Here is a 19,196-nt window from a genome sequence, read left to right on the forward strand (position 1 = left end):
TATCTCGACATATGAGTACAGGGGATGAGTTGAAGGCGGCGGTGTCCGCCCGTCGCGACCTCGGGCCGGAGTTCGAGGACGCCGTGGTCGAGTCCTTCCTCGACAAGATGGGGCAGGAGGTCGACCGGCGGGTGGACGAGCGCATCGCCCAGCGGGCGTCCAAGGCGCCCGCTCGCGACCAGGCGCCCGACGGGCAGCGGCTCGCGCTGGCGATCGTCTCGCTCTGCCTCGGCACCCTCTCCACCCTCGCGCTGGTCCTGTTCGGGGACGGCAAGGGGGGCTACCTGGTGCCGATCTGGCTCGGGATCGTCATCATCAACGTGATCTTCAACGCGGGACGGCAGGGCGGCAAGGAGAGCTAGCCCCCGGGTCGGGCTCGCCGGTCACGGTGGGAGGGCGATCGGAACAGGTCCTATGCGAGCCAGATGAGCCCGGCGAAGCGACCGCCCGGCTGCTCCCTGCGGTGCGAGTACAGCTCTTCCGACTCGATCGTGCAGCGCGCGTCATGGCGTACGTCCTGGACCCCGGCCGCGCGGAGCTGGGCCTCGATCCCGGCCCGCAGGTCGAGCGCGGGCGTCTGCCACGACGTCGTGGACCACGTCTCGGGGACGCGGGCGGCCACCCGCTCGCGCAGCTCGGCGGGCACCTCGTAGCAGCGGCCGCACGCGCCGGGCCCGACCAGCGCGGCCATCCGGCCCGGCGCCGCGCCCTTGGCCACCATGGCCGCGACCAGGGCGCTCGCGATGCCCGCCTCGGTGCCGGGGCGGCCGGAGTGGGCGGCGCCCACCATGCGCGCCACCGGGTCGGCCACCAGCACCGCCGGGCAGTCGGCCCCGAGCGAGGCCAGCGCCAGCCCCGGCTCGGTGGTGAACACCCCGTCGAGCGCCGGCGGATCGTCCCCGAAGGGCTCGCTCACATAGGCGACGTCGGCGCTGTGGACCTGGCGCATGAACACGATGCCCCGCACGCCCAGCTCGGCCGCGACGCCCGCCCGGTTGGCCCGCACGGCCTCCGGGTCGTCGCCGACCAGCCCGCCGAGGTTGCGCGACCCGTACGGCGGGGCGCTGATCCCTCCGTGGCGATCGGTGACGGCGACACGCACTCCAGGGGCCAGCTCCATGGCTCGATCTTAGGACGCGACGCGGTCGGCGAGCCAACGGCCCTTCCAGGCGACCTTCTCCTTGGCGAGGAAGGCGGGGACGGCCCGGAGGTCCAGCGGCTTGGTGCAGGGAGTCAAGCAAGCATATGCTTGGTCAGTGCCTGACTATCGCAATCTCATCGGCGGCGAGCTGGTCCCCGCAAGCGACGGCAGAACCCTCGACTCGGTCAACCCGGCCACCGGGGAGGTGTGGGCGCGGATCCCGGCCGGCGGGGCGCCCGACGCCGAGGCGGCCGTCGCGGCGGCCCGCCGCGCCTTCCCCGCCTGGTCGGCGCTGCCCGCCCTGGCCCGGGCGGGCTGTCTGCGCAAGGTGTCGGAGGTGTTCGCCCGCAACGCCGAGGAGCTGGCCAGGCTGGAGACGCGCGACAACGGCAGGATCCTGCGCGACACGCTGAAGAAGGACCTGCCCGGGATGGCGTACCTGTGGCAGCTGGCCGCCGGGCAGTGCCTCGACGCGGCCAAGGGCGACACCGTCATCCTCGGCCCGGACACGCTCGGGCTGACCCGGCGCGAGCCGTACGGGGTGGCGGTCTGCATCATCCCGTGGAACTCGCCCATCTCCACGTTCTCGGCCAAGGCGGCGTACGCGCTGGCGGCCGGCAACACGGTGATCGTCAAACCGGCCGAGCAGGCGAGCGCGTCGGTGCTGCGGCTGGGCGAACTGCTGGCCGAGGTGTTCCCGCCCGGGGTGCTGAACATCGTCAGCGGCCTGGGCGAGGAGGTGGGGGACGCGCTGGTGCGGCACCGCGACGTCGCCAAGATCAGCCTCACCGGCTCGACGGCCACCGGGCAGGCCATCACCCGGGCGTCGGCGGACGCGTTGAAGCCGCTGACGTTCGAGCTCGGGGGCAAGTCCCCGAACATCGTCTTCCCCGACGCCGACCTGGACGCGGCCGCCCAGGGCGTCACCGTGAACTCCGTCTACACCGGCAACGCCGGGCAGGTCTGCGTGGCCGGCTCCCGCATCCTCATCCACCGCTCGATCTGGGAGGAGATGCTGGGCCGCATCGAGCGCGTCTGCGCCGGCCTGGTCCTGGACGACCCGCTCGACCTGCGGACCACCATGGGCCCGATCGTCTCCTCGGCCCAGTACGAGCACGTGCGGTCGTACCTGGAGCTGGCCGAGAAGGAGGGCGCGAGCCTGGTCTTCGGCGGGCGGACGGGGGCGGAGGTGGTCCCCGGCCTCCCTGGCGGCTACTGGGTCTCCCCCACCCTCTACACGACCGCGGACAACTCGCTCCGGCTCTGCCAGGAGGAGATCTTCGGCCCGGTGGCGGTGGCCATGCCGTTCTCCTCTGACGAGGAGGCCCTGACGATCGCGAACGACTCCCGCTACGGCCTGGCGGCCGGCGTCTGGACGCGTGACCTGGGGCGGGCCCACCGTTTCGTGCGCGATCTGCAGAGCGGGACGGTGTGGGTGAACACGTTCCGGCAGATGCCGCCCGGACTGCCGTTCGGGGGCGTCAAGGACAGCGGGTACGGGCACGATTCGGTCCTCGAGTACACCCGCGAAAAGGCGGCCATAATCCAGATTTAGTCGGATAGATTTACGCCTCATGAGCGAGGGGATCAAGGACGAATCCGGGCTGCCGGACGCTGCCGCGCAGTCACGTGCGTCCGTGTTGCGTAGCCGCGCCGAATCGTACATCGCCCTGTCGAGGTATGACGCGGCGATCGCGGATCTGACGGAGTCGATCGCGTTAGTTCCGGACAACGCCCGCGCCTGGCGGCTGCGCGGCGAGAGCCACCGCGTCATCGAACGCTACGGGGCCGCGCTGGAGGACTTCGACGAGGCGCTCAAGCTGGAGCCGGACAGCGCGTACGCGCTGGGCTCCCGGGGCCAGACATACGCCGCGATGGGCCGGCTGGAAGACGCCATGACCGACTTCGACCACGCCCTCACCCTCTCCCCCGACTCCCTGTGGATCCTGGAGGCGAAGGCCGACGTACTGGTGGACCTGGACCGCCTGGACGAGGCCCTGGAGGAGCACGCCAAGATCATCGCCCTGAACGAGGAACTCCCCTACTCCTGGGCGGCCCGCGGAGACCTGTACCAGCGCATGCACCTCTACGCCGAGGCCATCGAGGACTACACGAAGGCGCTGGCGGCGAACCCGGAGTACGTGCGCGCGCTGAGCCGGCGGGGCGAGGCGTACCGCATGATCGACCGGTACGAGGAGGCGCTGGCGGACCTGACCCGCGCGCTGGAGCTGGACCCGGAGAACGACCGGGCCTACGGCAGCCGGGGCGCGGTGCTGAGCGAGCTGGGCGACAACGAGGCCGCCCTGAGCGATCTGAACAAGGCGATCGAACTGGACCCCGAGTACATCTGGGCGTTCCGGGTACGCGGGGAGATCCTGCAGGAGATGGACCGCCACGAGGAGGCGGTCTCCGACTTCACCCGGGCCCTCCACCTGGAGTTCGGGGACTGACCCCGCAGGCGGGAGTGGCGGCCAGGTGCCGGACCTGGCCGCGCCCCCGTGGGATGGTGCCCCCTATGCGTTGCGTGTCTCCAGCAACTGATCGAGCCTGCGGCCGAGGTCGACCATGTCGCTCCGCAGGGAGTCGAATACTCCGAGGATCTCCGCGCGGGCGGAGATGAATTGATCGTTGGTCTGCCGTCGAAGGCCCGTCAGTTCGTCGCCCAGGGCCGCGAAGTCCTGGGAGATCTCCAGCTGAGCATCCGCGATCTCGGCCCGCATCTCGGCGACGGCGATCTCCGCCGAGGTGATCTTCGAGACCTTCACGCGGACGCGTCTCCCCGTTCGGACGCGGGCGTGTCTGTAGTCGTCGGAATCTGCGTCACCAGTACGCATGATCGCTTCGAACGCGTCGATGCGGAGCTTCAATGCGCGGATCTCCGCCTCTATGTCCACGTACTCCTGCCTTTGCGTGTACTCGGAAGGGATTCCGTGCCCCGATGACGCGGATCTCCACTTCCTCCAGGACATCGTCGCAGGTAGCGCAAGAACGCGAAGATCGGCGAGAACGCTCTGGGTATGGTTTTCTCTGTCTCGGGTGGGCCAGAGATCTCTGCGGGGATGACGTCTGTCAGCCGCGCGGTCGCAGGAAATGACCAACCATCCGATCTCTCTCCAAGGGGAGGAAATGCGGATGGATGCGTGCATGATGGGCGACATGATTGACAAGATCGCATGGATCCACCTGGCGGACGGCAAGATCCTCAGCACCCGATCGCAGGGCAAGAGCGTCTACTACCTCCCCGGCGGCAAGCGCGAACCCGGCGAGAGCGACGTCGACACCCTCGTCCGCGAGATCGACGAGGAGCTGTCCGTCGCCATCGTCCCCGCCACCGCCGCCCACCTCGGCACGTACCAGGCGCAGGCCGACAGCCACCCCGACGGCGTCATCGTGCGGATGACCTGCTACACCGCCGACCACCGGGGGACCCCGACGCCCAGCAGCGAGATCGAGGAGGTCGTCTGGCTGACCTACGCCGACCGCGACCGCGTGGCGCCGGTGGATCAGATCATCTTCGACGACCTCCACCGGGACGGCCGGCTCCACTGACCTCCGATGCCCGTCCGAGGGTCACCCGGACGGGCATCGGGGTCGCCTACCCCGCCCAGGCGGGCAGGGGCAGGCGGGGCGCGGACAGGGGGCGCATGGCGATGCGGAGCAGGGCCAGCGCGTTGTCGTCGCCCGCGATGCGGTTGGCGCTGAGCTCGCCGCAGGACCGGCAGAGATGGATGATCAGCCACTCGCCGTCCGGCCGGACGGTGATGCTCAGCGCCGCCATCCGGCCCCGGCAGGCCGCGCGGCGGTCTCCCGGGACGCGGCGGTCGACGTGGAGGCTCGTCAGGCAGTGCGGGCAGTGGTTGCGGTGGGCGGTGCCCGGCGCGATCATCGGGACGTCCAGCCTGCAGGAGACGCAGCGGAACGCCTCCCCGTGCTCCCGGTGCGGCGCCTTCTTGCGTTGTTGCGGCCGCTCCCGGGCCGGGTTCCTCCTCGGCATGTCACAGACCGCCGAACGCCTCAAGCGGGAACGGCGGCTGCGCCAGCGGCCGTACGGCCATGCGCATGAGGATGAGCTGGTTGTCGTCCCCGCAGATGGGGTTGGACGTCAGCTCACCGCACCGGGTGCAGCGATGGATGATCATCCAGTCGCCGGTACGCAGGACCGCGATCGAGATCGGGATCATCCGCGATCCGCAGTCCGAAGGGCCGCCCTCCCCGCGATCGAGCACGTGCTGCGAGTGCAGACAGCTCGGGCAGTGGTTGCGGCGGGTGCCGTCCGGTGCGGTCACGGTCACGGTCAGGCCGCAGCGTACGCACTGGAAGGTTTCGGTGTTCACGATGGAACGTGGCTTGCCATTGGTGGACAACCTGGGTACTCCTTGCCGGAATGACTTCGATGAAGGGCAGCAAGGGAGCGCCGAGCGAGCCTCGCGACGTATGCGGGCATGCTGGCACGGCAGGCGGTCCGGCCTGTCAGACGTGAGGTTTCAGAGGCAGGATCCGCCCACGGCACGGCGAGGCGCGCAAGGCGCGGTGCCAGGCATGAATCCACCCCTTCCCAGAACATCGGCTCCATCGTCAGGACATCAGGGAGGGTAGCCGGGCGGGTCCGGAGGCCGCCAATGGTTTTCCTGGCCATCGACCGAATGACCTTCTAGGTTCGGACGTATGGGCATTGGGACCACCGAGGAACACCAGGAGCTGGCCGCCTCCGTGCGAGGGCTCGCCACGCGCACGACCGACCACGCGGCGCTGGCGGGGCAGGGGATTCTGGGGCTGCATCTGCCCGAGGAGCGCGGTGGGCAGGGGTACGGGCTGCTGGAGCTGTGCGTCGCGCTGGAGGCGCTGGGCGAGCGGCGGGTCTCGGGACCGTACCTCCCGGCCGTCCTGACCTCAGCCGCGCTCACCTGGCCGGGAACGAGCGGCCCGGCCACGCACACCCGGCCCGTGACGGACCACCCGGACGCGGTCTCCCGGACGGGGCCGGGCCGCCGTCCGTCCCCGGCCGTCGCGCCGCTGATCGCCGGGCTCGCCGACGGCTCCATGACCGCCGCCGTCGCACTGCCCACCGACCCGGGTGGCGGCGCGGGTGGCAGCCCGGGTGACGGTGCGACTGGCGATGCGGCGCCGCTGCTCGCGCTGGGCTCGCCGGAGGCCGATCTCTTTCTCCTGCCCGTGGACGGCCACGGGTGGGCGGTGCTCGACCGTGCGGACGTCACCGCCGAACCCGCCGACAGCGTCGATCTCGACCGGGTGCTCTGCTCCGTCACCGCCCGTACCGTGCCCGCCGACCGAGTGCTCGGCGAGGTGCCGGTACGGGAGATCGCCGCCGTGCTGCTCGGGGCGGACGCGTGCGGCGTGGCGGCGTGGGCCGTGACGACGGCGGCCGAGTACGCCAAGGTACGCGAGCAGTTCGGGCGGCCGATCGGGCAGTTCCAAGGGGTCAAGCACCGGGTGGCCGCCGCGCTGGTGACGCTCGAACAGGCACGCGCCGCCGTATGGGACGCCGCCAGAGCCCTCGACACCGCACCCGGCGCGCACCGGGCCGGCAGCGCCGGCCACGGCGAGGTCGCGGGCAGGGCCGCTGGGAGGGCCGCGACGGTGGGCGGCATCGTCGGAGGCGGACTCGGGGACGAGGTCAGGCTGGCGGTGGCGGTGGCCGGGGTGCTGGGGACCGAGGCGGCCGTGCGGTGCGCGGCCGATGCGATCCAGGTGCTCGGCGGCATCGGCTACACCTTCGAGCACGACGCGCACCGCTACTACCGCAGGGCATTGTCCGACCGCCTGCTGGCCGGAGATCCGGGACCGTGGGCCGAGGAGGTGTCCGGGCTGGCGGTGGCGGGGGTACGGCGGGCGATGGAGCCGGACCTGCCTGAGGAGGCGACCGCCGTCCGGGACGCCATCAGGGTGGAGGCCGAGTCGCTGCGGGCCGAGGAGCCGCTGGCCAGGCTGGGCAGGTTCGCGCGAGAAGGGTGGATCATGCCCCACCTGCCCAGGCCCTGGGGCAGGGACGCCTCGCCGCTGGAGCAGGTGATCATCCATCAGGAGTTCCGCGGCCTCAAACGGCCGAACCTGGGCATCGCGGCCTGGGCGGTCCCCTCCATCGTCCGGTACGGCACGCGGGAGCAGCAGGAGCGTTTCCTGCCGAAGACGTTCGCCGGGGAGATCGTGTGGTGCCAGCTGTTCAGCGAGCCCGGCGCCGGGTCCGACCTGGCCGGGCTGGCGACGAAGGCCACGAGGGTGGAGGGCGGCTGGTCGCTGACGGGTCAGAAGATCTGGACGTCTCTCGCGCAGTACGCCCACTGGGGCATCTGTCTCGCCCGCACTTCTCCCGAAAAGGCGAAACACAACGGGATCACGTACTTCCTGGTGGACATGTCCTCCACCGGAGTCACCGTCAGGCCGCTCAAGGAGATCAACGGGGACGAGGTGTTCAACGAGGTCTTCCTCGACGACGTCTTCGTACCGGACGACCTGGTCGTCGGCGCGGTGGACGAGGGCTGGCGGGTGGCCCGCGACACGCTCTCCCACGAACGCGTCGCGCTCGGCGACTCCTGGGGTCCGGGCTCGCAGCACACCGACATGGCCGAGCTGATCGCGACGCTGCCCCCGCTCCGGCAGTCGCAACGCGAGCAGGCCGGTCGTCTGTGGGCCGAGGGCCAGGCCATCTCGGCGCTCGGCCTCCGCGCGACACTCTCCCAGCTGTCCGGCTCCCAGCCGCCCGGCTCCCAGCTGTCCGGCTCCCAGCCGTCCGGCCCTGGCACCCTGCGAAGGCCCGGCGCCGACTCCGCGACCGCCTCCAGCGTCCGCAAGCTGCTCGGCATGCGGCACGCCCAGGCGGTCGCGGAGTTCTGCTGGTCGCTGGCTCCCACGAGTCGGCGCTGGAACCGGATGATCCTCGCGACGCGGGCGTTCACGATCGGCGGCGGCACCACGGAGGTGCAGCTCAACATCATCGCCGAGCGCGCCCTCGGCCTGCCGCGCGACCCGTGATCAGCTCTTCGGATAGTACGGCGCCGCCAGGTGCGCGTACACGATCGTGTTGTCCCGGTAGCTGTGCGCCTGCCGGTCGAACGTCCCGCCGCAGGTCACCAGCCGCAGCCCCGGATAGGTGAGCTTGGCGTAGACCTTCTTGACCGGGAAGCTGCGCTTCGGCGTGTGCTCGACCTTGTCCACGACGAACACGGCCACCGAACGGTCGGCACGCAGCACCTGCACCTGGTCGCCGCGCTTGACGTTCTTGAGGTTGGCGAAGACGGCGGGGCCGGATCTCGTGTCCAGGTGGCCGGTGATCACGGCGGCGCCGCGCTGGCCGGGCACGGGGCCGTAGCGGTACCAGCCGGCCAGGTCCGGGGGGTCGAACGGCGGGTTCTCGATGGCGCCCTCCGCGTCGAGGCCCAGTTCCATGAGCGGGGCGGCCACGCCGATGGACGGGATGTAGACGGCGGTCGGCTTGGCGGCCTTCATGGGCGCGGCCACCTTGCCGAGCGCGAGTCCGGTGACCGGGGCCGCGCCGTCGACGGGGCCGCTCCTGGTGGCGGCGACGGGTGCCGGCGCGGGCTCGCCACCGACGATGCCGCTCAACCCGAGCCCGATCAGCAGCGCCCCGCCCAACGACACGGTGCCCGCCACGAGCAGCATCACCCGCTGCCCGGGCCTCCGGCCACCGCCCGGCTCCCGACCCTCAGCAGACACCCGACCCCCAAGTGACTCCCGCCCCTCGACCCACGCCCGCCGCCTCGTCCACGAGCGTCACCCGGTCCACGACCGGTGCCCAGCCCCGAAGCGTCACCCGGCTTGCAACCGGCACCCCGCCCGCGACCGAGACCGAGACCGAGACCCGGCCCACGGCCGAGTCCGTAGCCGGGGTTGTCGGGCCGGCCAAGCTAGGCGACACCCCTGCGGCGCCGTACTGCGGCCCCGGCCAGTCCCGCGCCCGTCAGGAGCGCCACCCCGCCCACGGCGAACGGCCACGTCGGGTTGTCCGGGGCGAGCCCGCCGCCGCCGGTCTCAGGGTGCCCCCTCGGCACCCGGTGTTCCTCCTCGCCCGCGGGCCGCCAAGGCCGCGCGGACTCCTCCGGCCCCGGCCAGGAGTCGCCGGGTCCGGGCTCAGCGGAGGGCGGCGGGCTCGACCAGGACTCCTCGGGCTCGGGTTCGGGCTGCTCGTCGCAGAGCAACGGCAGCGGGAGGAGGCAGGTGGGCAGATCGACCGGCAGGTCGACCGGTAGATCGGGGCCGGTCCGGGCGGAGGCGTAGGACGGGCCCGCCGCCAGGGTCACTCCTCCGACCACGAAGGCAGCCACCAGCGCCGCGAGATGTCGCGCTTTTGCCATGAGAGAAGGCTCCAGAATCGGTTGTCGCCCCCCGATACACAAGAAAGCCTTGCGAACTATTAGATAGCGAGTCAAGTAATGTGACCGAAGTGAAATCAGCCAGACACGGAGGGTTTAAGCGCATCCCAATGTGGCAGGAAATATCCCCATAAAGGGGGACAAATGCCATGAGCAATCCACAGCAGCCCGAGATTCGCAGATCAGGTAAATCGCCCACCGAGTTCAAGTCCGCCCACCTCGTTCCCGAGAAGCAGCGCGGCGCCAGGCGCGCCGACCACCCGCACGCGACGGACAAGGGCAACAAAGGGGGCGGCAAGGGCGGCGGCGTGCCTCCCGACCAGCGCTCACCGTACCCGAGGTGAGCCGAGGTGAAGGGCAGCCTGCAGTTCATCGGCAACGCGACCACGCTGATCCGCTACAACGGCCTCACGCTGCTGACCGATCCCAACTTCCTGCACCGGGGCCAGCGGGCGTACCTGGGTTACGGCCTGTCCACGCGGCGCCTCACCGACCCGGCCATGGAGATCGAGGACCTGCCGCCACTCGACGGGGTGGTGCTGTCGCACCTGTACGGCGACCACTGGGACCGGGTCGCCCGCAGGCACCTGGACAAGGACACGGTGGTCGTCACGACGACCACGGCGGCCCGCAGACTGCGCCTTCAGGGCTTCCGCCGCAGCGTGGGGCTGGAGGAATGGCACACTCACGAGCTACGCGGCCCGCGCGGAACGGTCAGGATCACCGCGCTGCCCGCCAAACACGCGCCCGGCCCCGCCGAGGCGCTGCTGCCGCCCGTGATCGGGACGATGCTGGAGTTCTGCAACCAGGCCGAACGGGTGGAGCTGACCGTGCACATCAGCGGTGACACGCTGCTCGACCGCCGCCTGGACGCGATCCCGCGCCGCTTCCCCGACATCGACCTGGCCATCGTGCACCTGGGCGGCGCCCGGCTGCTCGGCCTCATGCACGTCACCATGGACGGCGAGCAGGGTGCGTCGTGGTGCGACCTGATCAACCCGCACGCAGTCATACCGGTGCATTACGACGACTACGCCGCCTTCAGCTCACCGCTGGAGGACTTCCGCCACCACATCGAGCAGAACGGCCTGGCCGACCGGGTGGTCTATCTGCGGCGGGGCGAGACCCGCGAGCTCGCCCCGCACCACCTCGTCCGCTGACCCGCCGCCCGCCGGTCAGCATCCGCCAGCCAGCGTCCGCTCATTGGCGTCCGTCAGTCGGCGTCCGTCAGTCGGTGTTGCGCGCCCGGCTGGGCTGGACGCGCATGGGCTCGCCCGGCATCTTCGGGTAGTTGGGCGGGTACGGCATGTCGCCCCGGTCGTCCTTGGCGTAGAGCTCCAGCAGCGGCTCGATCGAGTACGCCACGTCGTCGATCGCCGCGTGCACGTCGCCCACCTCCGCGAACCGGGCCGGCACCGTACGGATGTCGAAGTCGCGCGGGTCGGCGTCCACCAGTTCGTCCCAGGTCAGCGGGGTCGAGACGGGGGCGTGCGGCTGGGCCCTGACGGAGTAGGCGCTGGCGACCGTACGGTCCCGGGCGTTCTGGTTGAAGTCGATGAACACCCGCTCCCCGCGCTCCTCCTTCCACCACGCCGTGGTCACCAGCGCCGGGTCCCGCGCCTCGACGGCCCTGGCCAGGGCGATGCCGGCGTAGCGTACCTGGATGAAGTCCCAGCGCGGCTCGATGCGCACGGCGATGTGCACGCCACGGTTGCCCGACGTCTTCACGAACCCGGCCATCCCCAGCTCCTCCAGCACCTCCCTGGTGAGCAGGGCGGCTCTGCGGGCCGCGTCGAACTCCAGGCCCGGCTGCGGGTCCAGGTCGACGCGCAGCTCGTCGGGGTGCTCGACGTCGGTGGCCCGCACCTGCCAGGGGTGGAAGTCGATGGTGCCGAGGTTCGCACCGTAGGCGATGGCCGCCACCTCGGTCACCCGCAGCGACTGCGCCGTGCGGCCGCTCGGGAACCGCACCGTCACCGGCTGGAGCCAGTCGGGGTGCTTGGGCGGCATCCGCTTCTGGTAGATCGCCTCGGTCTGCACGCCGTCGGGGTGGCGCTTGAGGTTGGTGGGCCGGTCCTTGAGCGCGCGCAGCGCGCCCTCGCCGACGCTCACGTAGTACTCGACCAGCTCCCGCTTGGTGGCGCCGATCTCAGGGAAGTAGATCTTGTCGGGGTTGGTGACCTTGACGGTCCGCTCCCCCACCTGCAGCTCGATGTACGGCGATGCCATGCACCGAACCTACTCCGTCCTTGCTGAAGTCGGCCCGGTCGGCCTGGAGCCGGTCGCGAGGTGGGCCCGTCCCGGAGCCTCCTCGGTGGCGGGACCGAGGGCTCGACGGGACGGGCCACTAGATCACCCGCCGCCGTTCCGGGCGCTGGCGCGCCACCCGGCCGGCCGTGACGATCCCGAACGGCTCCAGCACGGGCGTGGGCTGTGCCGCTTGGCGGGATCTGCGGATGATCTCACCCCTGGCAGGAGGCGATGACACCCCCTTGCCTACAAAGACGCGAATTCACCCCAGAACGGATGCTTCAGCCTGCGAAGATCTCTTTTTGCCTGATCTCTCATCCCTTCCGATCTCGTACGCTGGACGCATGGAGAAGGTGGTCAAAAGCGAGGCCGAGTGGCGGGTCCAGCTCTCGCCTGAGGAGTTCCACGTCCTCAGGGAGGCCGGGACCGAGCGCCCGTTCACGGGCGAGTACGTCGACACCAAGGCCGAGGGCGTCTACTCGTGCCGCGCCTGCGGGGCGGAGCTGTTCCGGTCGGACACGAAGTTCGAGTCGCACTGCGGGTGGCCGAGCTTCTTCGCGCCGAGCGACTCCGACGCGGTCCGGCTGATCGAGGACCGCAGCCTCGGCATGGTACGTACGGAGGTGCGGTGCGCGCGGTGCGACTCGCATCTGGGGCACGTGTTCCACGGCGAGGGATATCCGACTCCGACCGACGATCGTTACTGCATCAACTCCGTCTCCCTTAGGCTTGAACCCAAGGGGTGATCGTATAGCGACAGCGCGTACCGATCGCCTGCCTCGGGTAGGAGTTTTGTGTGCGCTTTGTCCATCTTCGCCATCGCTGGGTGACGATTGAGACCATCGGGCGGGTCGTGACGCAACAGTGTCAAGTGTGCGCCAAGACGCGGGTTCGGGTGCGTTAGCCGGGTTCAGGGTGGGTGACGCGGCAGCTGGTGTCTGAAGGGCCGAGGATGTTGGCGAGGACGGGATTCCCGTTCTCGCCGAACTCGGCCTGTACGAACACGACCGGATTGACCACCCCCCGAGCGCGCAGATAAGCGAGGCCGCGCTCGCACAACGTGATCGCTTGGGACGAGTTCCCCGCAGATTCCGGTAAATCCGTATAGATACGCAGATATCCGCCGACCGTGCGGATGTCCTTGAGGCGCTTCAGCGCCTTGTCGTCCGGGCCCCAGCGCACACGGAAAAACTCGGCCGCCTGCTGATCGGTGTGCCGGGACGGGCCGTTCGCCTTGTACCCCTCCGCCTCGCCGGGGTCGGGACCGCCCGCCGGCAGGTCCTCCGCGTCGGTGGTGCCCGCCACCAGCCCCTGCTCGACCGCGCCAGGAGAGACCGAGCCGGGAGAGGCCGCGCCCGCCGTGGCCGGGCTCGGAGCGACCTGAGGCGGCGGCTCGGACTTCGGCCGTTCCCGCACCCTGACCTCCGCGCCGGCCTCAGCGCTCGCCTTCGCGCCAGTGGCGCCGCCGGCCTTGCCGGGCAGTGCCACGGAGCCGTTCTCCGGGCCGTTCTCCGGCTCGGCCCGCGCCTGCGGCCCGGACGCCACGCGCGCCTGCTGGGACGAGACGGCGGTCAGCGCCCCGCCGAAGGTCCCGTTCGCGCCGAGCACCGCGACCACGCCGCCGGCCAGCGCCACGGCCCCGACCGCCCCGGCCGTCCACCGCCGGCCCAGGCCACGCCGCCGCCCGTGCCGCGAGCGTGTCGCCGCATGCCGGCCCGCCCCGCGCCGCCGGCTCCCCCGTCTTCCCGATCCGCCCATCACCCCGCCCTCCTGCCGTCTTGGAACGTGCCACCGCAAGCCGCCCGTACGAACAGAGGATTTCCCTGATTGTGACAAACCGGATAGATCAATGCGCCCAGATCGCCAACTTCGGCATGCGAGCGCAGGCGACCCGCCCGAGGGCGAGCCGCCTGCGCTCACGTTCTCCTGGCCGTCGTGGGCGGCTAGGGCAGGGACGCCACCAGGTCCCGCACCGGCTTGCGGGCGCCCGTGTAGAACGGGATCTCCACCCGGGTGTGGCGGCGGGCCTGGGCGCCCCGCAGCGTACGCATCAGGTCGACGATCCGGTGCAGCTCGTCGGCCTCGAACGCCAGCATCCACTCGTAGTCGTTGAGCGAGAAGCACGCCACCGTGTTGGCCCGCACGTCGGGATAGTCGCGCGCCATCCTGCCGTGCTCGGCCAGCATGGCCCGGCGCTCGGAGTCGTCGAGCAGATACCACTCGTACGACCGCACGAACGGGTAGACGCTCACGTAGGCCCGCGGCTCCTCCTCCGCGAGGAAGGCCGGGATGTGCGACTTGTTGAACTCGGCCGGCCGGTGCAGCGCCATGGCCGACCAGACGGGCCTGCTGTGGCGGCCCAGCTCGGTGCGCCGGAACCTGGCGTAGACGTCCTGCAGGTCCTCGGGGGTGGGCGCGTGCCACCAGAACATGAAGTCGGCGTCGGCCCGCAGCCCGGCCACGTCGTAGACCCCCCTGGTCACGACGCCCTTGCCGGCGGCCTGGTCCAGCAGCTCCTCGACCTCGCTCGCCAGGCCGTCGCGGTCGACGGGACACGGCTCGGTCACCTGGAAGACCGACCACATCGTGTAACGGATCACCTGGTTGAGATCGCGGGCCTTGGGCCGCGGGGCTGCCTCTGTCATGGGGTCTATTGTCCTCTCCGGGACAGGTGGTCCAGAATCCGGGCGGCGGCCGTACGCGCCGTGCCGACGCAGGCCGGGATGCCGATGCCGTCGTAGGCGGCGCCGCAGACGGCCAGCCCGGGCTGCACGGCCACCGCCGCGCGCACCCTGGCCACCCGGTCGAGGTGACCCACGTTGTACTGCGGCAGCGCGCCGCCCCAGCGCGTGACCCTGGTGTCGAGCGGCAGCCCGCTCGTGCCCATCACGTCGGCCATCTCGGCGCCGGCCAGCGAGACCAGCTCGCGGTCGTCCCGCTGGAGCAGGTGCTCCTCGCCGATCCTGCCGATCGAGCAGCGCAGGATCACCATGTCCTTCGTCAGGTGCGGCCACTTGACCGAGCTGAACGTCACCGCCTTGACCGGCCGCCCCTCCACGGGCGGCACCAGGTAGCCACTGGAGGCGGGCGGCTCGGGGAAGGCGTCGATCGGGTACGCGAGCGTGACGATGGCCATGCTGGCGTACTCGATCCTGGACAGCTCGCTCGCCGCCTTGGGCACCTCGGCCTTGAGCAGCCTGGCGGCCGCGGGCCCCGGCGTGGCCACGATCACCGCGTCCGCCTCGATGACCTCGGGCCTCGGCACCGGGCCGGTGACGAGCTGCCAGCCGTCGCCGGTCCTGCGCAGCTCGCGTACGGTGACGCCGGTCCTGATGTCCGCGCCCGACGCCTTGGCGATCGCCTCCGGCAGGCTGCCGACGCCGTTCCTGAGCGTCGTGAACACCGGGCCCGCGTCCTTCGGCGCCTCCTCGACGAGCTGCCTGGCGCCGGTCAGCAGCGAACGCTCGGAACGCGCCACCGCCGCCACCCGCGGCATCGTGGCCTCCAGCGACAACATGTCGGAACGGCCCGCGTAGACGCCGCCGAGCAGCGGCTCGACCAGCCGTTCCACGACCTCGGCGCCCATCCTGGCCCGGATGTACGCGGCCACGGACACGTCGGTGCGCACGAGCGTCGCCGGCAGGATCTGGTCGAGCGGCACGCGCAGCAGGCCGCCGGGCGAGACGATGCCGGACTTGGCCAGCTCGGTCAGGTCGGCGGGCACGCCCATGACCTGGCCCTTCGGCATCGGCCGCAGCACGCCCCGGCTGTAGACGGCCGAGCCGGCGCCGCCGGGGAAGACCAGGTCGTCGCCGAGCCCCACGGCCCTGGCCAGCTCCTTGCCCTCGGGCCGTCTGGCCAGCATGGCCTCCGCGCCCGCGTCCACGCTCACCCCGGCGACCTCCGAGGCGTACAGCTTGCCGCCGATGCGCGAGGCGCCGTCCAGCACGGTCACCTTGACCCGCTTGCCCCCGCTCTGGCGGAGATACCACGCGGCGGCGAGACCGGAGATCCCCCCGCCGATGACGACCACGTGGGCCCGATTCCCTTCCACGCCTCCTGACGCTACCGCCTCGACGCCCTGCCCACCCCCTCGGGGCCGCGAGGCGAGGGAGCGCCGTCGCACAGTGACCTTAACGTGATTCCCCTTCCTCAAACCGGGGTTATCCGGCGCCCGTCTTATGGGCATGAGGAGAATCCGGTACGGAATCGCACTCGCAACCGCCTGCTCGGCCCTGCTCCTGGCCGGGTGCGGCGGCGGCACGAATACCCTCACCAGCGAAGCGGGCAGCGGGGCGGCCGCACCGGCCGTGGCCTCCGCGCCAGAGGCCCAGGATCAGGCCGAGGCCATGGACCAGAACGTCGCCAAAAGACCTCAGCCGCAGGCGCGGGCCAAGGACGGGCTGGTCTCGAACGTCAAGGTCACGCAGCAGGACCGCCAGGTCATCTACACCGGCAGCATGACCGTACGGGCCAAGCAGGTCACCGCCGCCGTGCAGCAGGCCAAGCAGATCGTGACGTCGGCGGGCGGCTACCTCGCCAAGGAGGAGACCAGCTCGGCCAGCGACACCGAGGACACGGCCATGCTGGAGTTCAAGGTCCCGCCTGACAAGTACGCCGACGTGCTCGCCCGGCTCGGCCAGGACCTGGGCCAGCAGCTGTCCATGAACCAGGGCACCCAGGACGTCACCATGCAGGTGGCCGACGTCAACAGCCGGCTCAAGTCGGCGCAGCAGTCGCTCGACTCGCTGCGCACGCTGATGAAGAAGGCCGACACGATCGGGCAGGTGCTGCAGGTGGAGCGGGAGATCTCCTCCCGCGAGGCGGACCTGGAGTCGCTGCAGGCGCAGCAGAAGGAGCTGGCCACGCAGGTCGCCATGGCCACGCTGACGCTCCGCCTGGTCGGGCCGGTCACCGAGGTCAAGGATCCCGAGGAGGAGCCCGCGGGCTTCCTGGGCGGGCTCAAGGCGGGCTGGAACGCGCTGGTGTCGTTCACGAAGGTGGCGCTCACGGTGCTCGGCGCGCTGCTGCCGTGGCTGGTCGCGTCGCTGCCGCTGATCGCGCTGGTGATCTACCTGGCGCGGCGCAATCGCGTCAGGCGCCCCGAGACGGCCACGCGCCCGTCGGGCCCCCGGCCCGACGGCCCCGGCCCCGAGACGGCCTGACCCCGCGCCAGGCGTGGACGTCCGGGCCGGCCCGCACCGGCCCGGACGTCAGCCATCAGACCAGGTCGAACCGGTCGAGGTTCATCACCTTGTCCCACGCCGCGACGAAGTCCGTGACGAACTTCTCCTTCGCGTCGTCGCTCGCGTAGACCTCCGCGAGCGCGCGCAGCTCGGAGTTGGACCCGAAGACGAGGTCGGCCCGGGTGCCGGTCCACTTGACCTCGCCCGTGGCGTCGTCGCGGCCCTCGAACGTGTTCGCGTCCTCGGACGTCGCCTTCCACGTCGTGCCCAGGTCGAGCAGGTTGACGAAGAAGTCGTTGGTCAGCGACCCGGGGGTCGCGGTGAGGACGCCGAGCGTCGACTGCTGGTAGTTCGCGCCCAGGACGCGCAGGCCGCCGACGAGCACGGTCAGCTCGGGAGCGCTCAGGGTCAGCAGGTTGGCCCGGTCGATGAGCAGGTACTCGGCCGGCAGCCGGTTGCCCTTCCCGAGGTAGTTGCGGAACCCGTCGGCGGTCGGCTCCAGCGCGGAGAACGACTCGACGTCGGTCTGGTCCTGCGCGGCGTCCGCGCGACCCGGCGTGAAGGGCACCTGGACGTCGAAGCCGGCGTCCTTGGCGGCCTTCTCGACGGCCGCGGCGCCGGCGAGCACGATCACGTCGGCCAGCGAGACCTGCTTGCCGCCGGTCTGAGCGCCGTTGAAGGCCTTCTGGATCCCCTCAAGGGTGCCGAGCACCGTCGCGAGCTGGTCGGGGTCGTTGACCTCCCACCCGCTCTGCGGCTGGAGGCGGACGCGCGCGCCGTTGGCGCCGCCGCGCTTGTCGCTGCCGCGGAAGGACGAGGCCGACGCCCACGCGGTGGAGACGAGCTGCGGCACCGACAGGCCCGAGGCCAGAACCTGGCCCTTGAGGGCGGCTACGTCCGCGGCGTCGACGAGCTCGTGCGTCACCGCGGGCAGCGGGTCCTGCCACAGCAGCGTCTCGGCCGGGACCTCCGGGCCGAGGTAGCGCACGATCGGGCCCATGTCGCGGTGGGTCAGCTTGAACCACGCGCGGGCGAAGGCGTCGGCGAACTCGGCGGGGTTCTCCAGGAAGCGCCGCGAGATCGGCTCGTAGACCGGGTCGAACCGGAGCGAGAGGTCCGTGGTCAGCATCGTCGGAGCGTGGCTCTTCGACGAGTCGTGGGCGTCGGGGACGGTGTCCGAGCCCGCGCCGTCCTTCGGCCGCCACTGGTTGGCGCCGGCGGGGCTCTGGAACAGCTCCCACTCGTAGCCGAACAGGATCTCGAAGAAGCTGTTGTCCCAGGTGATCGGGGTGTTCGTCCAGATGCCCTCGAGACCGCTGGTGATCGTGTCGCCGCCCTTGCCGGTGCCGAAGCTGTTCTTCCAGCCCAGGCCCTGCTCCTCGATCGAGGCGGCCTCGGGGTCGGCGCCGACGTTGTCGGCCGGGCCGGCGCCGTGGGTCTTGCCGAAGGTGTGACCGCCCGCGATCAGGGCGACCGTCTCCTCGTCGTTCATCGCCATCCGGCGGAACGTCTCACGGATGTCGCGGGCCGCGGCCAGCGGGTCCGGGTTGCCGTTCGGGCCCTCCGGGTTGACGTAGATGAGGCCCATCTGGACGGCGCCCAGCGGGTTCTCCAGCTCGCGGTCACCGCTGTAGCGCTCGTCGCCCAGCCAGGTGGTCTCCGGGCCCCAGTAGACGTCCTCGTCGGGCTCCCACACGTCCGCGCGGCCACCGGCGAAGCCGAAGGTCTCGAAGCCCATCGACTCCAGGGCGACGTTGCCGGCGAGGATCATGAGGTCGGCCCACGAGAGCTTCTGGCCGTACTTCTTCTTGACCGGCCAGAGCAGGCGGCGGGCCTTGTCGAGGTTTCCGTTGTCGGGCCAGCTGTTGAGCGGCGCGAAGCGCTGCTGACCGGCCCCGGCGCCGCCGCGGCCGTCGCTGATCCGGTACGTGCCCGCGCTGTGCCAGGCCATCCGGATGATGAACGGGCCGTAGTGGCCGAAGTCGGCCGGCCACCAGTCCTGCGAGGTCGTCAGCACCTCCGCGATGTCCTGCTTGACTGCCGGGAGGTCGAGGCTCTTGAACGCCTCGGCGTAGTCGAACGCCTCGCCGAGAGGGTTGGTCTCGGCGGGGTTCTTGGCGAGGATCTTCAGGTTGAGCCGGTCCGGCCACCACTGGCGGTTGCCGCCGCCCTGAGTCGGGTGCGGGGCGCGCTGGTGCGCGACCGGGCAGCCGCCTTCCGCCTTCGCGTCTGCGACGGTTGCATCATGGTTCTCAGACATGGGAATCCTTC

The 19,196-nt window shown here is 71.0% G+C and carries 20 protein-coding genes; 9 read left to right on the top strand and 11 right to left on the bottom strand.

Features of this window, described 5'->3' with window-relative positions:
* Positions 1–11 precede the first annotated feature (11 nt).
* Positions 12–362, top strand: coding sequence for a hypothetical protein (locus ACIBQ1_RS42885; RefSeq protein ID WP_397286360.1), 351 nt, complete (start codon positions 12–14; stop codon positions 360–362).
* A gap of 50 nt (positions 363–412) precedes the next feature.
* Here ACIBQ1_RS42885 and pgeF read toward each other — a convergent pair whose 3' ends face one another.
* Positions 413–1,120, bottom strand: a complete 708-nt coding sequence (pgeF, locus tag ACIBQ1_RS42890) for a peptidoglycan editing factor PgeF (RefSeq protein ID WP_397286362.1) — start codon at positions 1,118–1,120, stop codon at positions 413–415.
* Positions 1,121–1,256: 136 nt separating this feature from the next.
* Between pgeF and ACIBQ1_RS42895 the strand changes: the two genes are divergently transcribed.
* Both ACIBQ1_RS42895 and ACIBQ1_RS42900 read left to right on the top strand, forming a co-directional pair.
* Positions 1,257–2,696: an aldehyde dehydrogenase family protein gene (locus tag ACIBQ1_RS42895; protein WP_397286364.1), complete on the top strand. Its 1,440-nt coding sequence runs from the start codon at positions 1,257–1,259 to the stop codon at positions 2,694–2,696.
* Positions 2,697–2,715: 19 nt separating this feature from the next.
* The gene (locus ACIBQ1_RS42900) at positions 2,716–3,591 is read left to right on the top strand and encodes a tetratricopeptide repeat protein (protein WP_397286365.1); all 876 of its coding nucleotides are present in this window, start codon (positions 2,716–2,718) and stop codon (positions 3,589–3,591) included.
* Positions 3,592–3,654: 63 nt separating this feature from the next.
* On the opposite strand, the gene ACIBQ1_RS42905 is transcribed toward ACIBQ1_RS42900, so the two are convergent.
* Positions 3,655–4,035: a hypothetical protein gene (locus ACIBQ1_RS42905; protein WP_397286367.1), complete on the bottom strand. Its 381-nt coding sequence runs from the start codon at positions 4,033–4,035 to the stop codon at positions 3,655–3,657.
* A gap of 262 nt (positions 4,036–4,297) precedes the next feature.
* Here ACIBQ1_RS42905 and ACIBQ1_RS42910 point away from each other — a divergent pair, with 262 nt between their 5' ends.
* Positions 4,298–4,690, top strand: coding sequence for an NUDIX domain-containing protein (locus ACIBQ1_RS42910; RefSeq protein ID WP_397286369.1), 393 nt, complete (start codon positions 4,298–4,300; stop codon positions 4,688–4,690).
* Positions 4,691–4,736: 46 nt separating this feature from the next.
* Here ACIBQ1_RS42910 and ACIBQ1_RS42915 read toward each other — a convergent pair whose 3' ends face one another.
* Positions 4,737–5,135 (bottom strand): RNHCP domain-containing protein, encoded by a 399-nt coding sequence (locus ACIBQ1_RS42915; RefSeq protein WP_397286371.1) that lies wholly within the window; start codon positions 5,133–5,135, stop codon positions 4,737–4,739.
* 1 nt (position 5,136) lies between these two features.
* Positions 5,137–5,478, bottom strand: coding sequence for an RNHCP domain-containing protein (locus ACIBQ1_RS42920; RefSeq protein ID WP_397286595.1), 342 nt, complete (start codon positions 5,476–5,478; stop codon positions 5,137–5,139).
* A 328-nt stretch (positions 5,479–5,806) separates the two neighbouring features.
* Between ACIBQ1_RS42920 and ACIBQ1_RS42925 the strand changes: the two genes are divergently transcribed.
* On the top strand, positions 5,807–8,131 hold the full coding sequence (locus tag ACIBQ1_RS42925; protein WP_397286373.1) for an acyl-CoA dehydrogenase: 2,325 nt from the start codon (positions 5,807–5,809) through the stop codon (positions 8,129–8,131).
* On the opposite strand, the gene ACIBQ1_RS42930 is transcribed toward ACIBQ1_RS42925, so the two are convergent.
* Together ACIBQ1_RS42930 and ACIBQ1_RS42935 are read right to left on the bottom strand one after the other, a co-directional pair.
* Complete coding sequence (locus tag ACIBQ1_RS42930) at positions 8,132–8,833, bottom strand: class F sortase (RefSeq protein ID WP_397286375.1); 702 nt, start codon at positions 8,831–8,833, stop codon at positions 8,132–8,134. It abuts the gene before it with no gap.
* A gap of 191 nt (positions 8,834–9,024) precedes the next feature.
* Positions 9,025–9,471, bottom strand: a complete 447-nt coding sequence (locus ACIBQ1_RS42935) for a hypothetical protein (protein ID WP_397286377.1) — start codon at positions 9,469–9,471, stop codon at positions 9,025–9,027.
* 167 nt (positions 9,472–9,638) lie between these two features.
* On the opposite strand from ACIBQ1_RS42935, the gene ACIBQ1_RS42940 reads away from it, so the two are divergent.
* On the top strand, positions 9,639–9,833 hold the full coding sequence (locus ACIBQ1_RS42940; RefSeq protein ID WP_397286380.1) for a hypothetical protein: 195 nt from the start codon (positions 9,639–9,641) through the stop codon (positions 9,831–9,833).
* Between the two features lie 6 nt (positions 9,834–9,839).
* Entirely contained in the window at positions 9,840–10,649 is an 810-nt protein-coding gene (locus tag ACIBQ1_RS42945; protein WP_397286382.1) for an MBL fold metallo-hydrolase, read from the top strand.
* 67 nt (positions 10,650–10,716) lie between these two features.
* Here ACIBQ1_RS42945 and ligD read toward each other — a convergent pair whose 3' ends face one another.
* On the bottom strand, positions 10,717–11,718 hold the full coding sequence (gene ligD / locus ACIBQ1_RS42950) for a non-homologous end-joining DNA ligase (RefSeq protein WP_397286384.1): 1,002 nt from the start codon (positions 11,716–11,718) through the stop codon (positions 10,717–10,719).
* Between the two features lie 365 nt (positions 11,719–12,083).
* Here ligD and msrB point away from each other — a divergent pair, with 365 nt between their 5' ends.
* Complete coding sequence (msrB, locus tag ACIBQ1_RS42955) at positions 12,084–12,485, top strand: peptide-methionine (R)-S-oxide reductase MsrB (RefSeq protein ID WP_397286386.1); 402 nt, start codon at positions 12,084–12,086, stop codon at positions 12,483–12,485.
* A gap of 154 nt (positions 12,486–12,639) precedes the next feature.
* Here the strand turns inward: msrB and ACIBQ1_RS42960 are convergent, their stop codons facing one another.
* The 3 genes from ACIBQ1_RS42960 to hemG all read right to left on the bottom strand — a co-directional run bounded on the left by ACIBQ1_RS42960 (position 12,640) and on the right by hemG (position 15,793).
* On the bottom strand, positions 12,640–13,500 hold the full coding sequence (locus tag ACIBQ1_RS42960; RefSeq protein ID WP_397286388.1) for a hypothetical protein: 861 nt from the start codon (positions 13,498–13,500) through the stop codon (positions 12,640–12,642).
* 182 nt (positions 13,501–13,682) lie between these two features.
* Positions 13,683–14,384 (bottom strand): hydrogen peroxide-dependent heme synthase, encoded by a 702-nt coding sequence (hemQ, locus tag ACIBQ1_RS42965; RefSeq protein WP_397286390.1) that lies wholly within the window; start codon positions 14,382–14,384, stop codon positions 13,683–13,685.
* Between the two features lie 5 nt (positions 14,385–14,389).
* On the bottom strand, positions 14,390–15,793 hold the full coding sequence (hemG, locus tag ACIBQ1_RS42970; protein ID WP_397286392.1) for a protoporphyrinogen oxidase: 1,404 nt from the start codon (positions 15,791–15,793) through the stop codon (positions 14,390–14,392).
* A gap of 133 nt (positions 15,794–15,926) precedes the next feature.
* Here hemG and ACIBQ1_RS42975 point away from each other — a divergent pair, with 133 nt between their 5' ends.
* Entirely contained in the window at positions 15,927–16,904 is a 978-nt protein-coding gene (locus ACIBQ1_RS42975; RefSeq protein ID WP_397286394.1) for a DUF4349 domain-containing protein, read from the top strand.
* Positions 16,905–16,959: 55 nt separating this feature from the next.
* Here the strand turns inward: ACIBQ1_RS42975 and katG are convergent, their stop codons facing one another.
* Positions 16,960–19,185 (bottom strand): catalase/peroxidase HPI, encoded by a 2,226-nt coding sequence (gene katG, locus ACIBQ1_RS42980; protein WP_397286396.1) that lies wholly within the window; start codon positions 19,183–19,185, stop codon positions 16,960–16,962.
* Positions 19,186–19,196: the final 11 nt, after the last annotated feature.

The organism is Nonomuraea sp. NPDC050153 (genome assembly GCF_044460125.1).
Taxonomy (GTDB): Bacteria; Actinomycetota; Actinomycetes; order Streptosporangiales; family Streptosporangiaceae; genus Nonomuraea.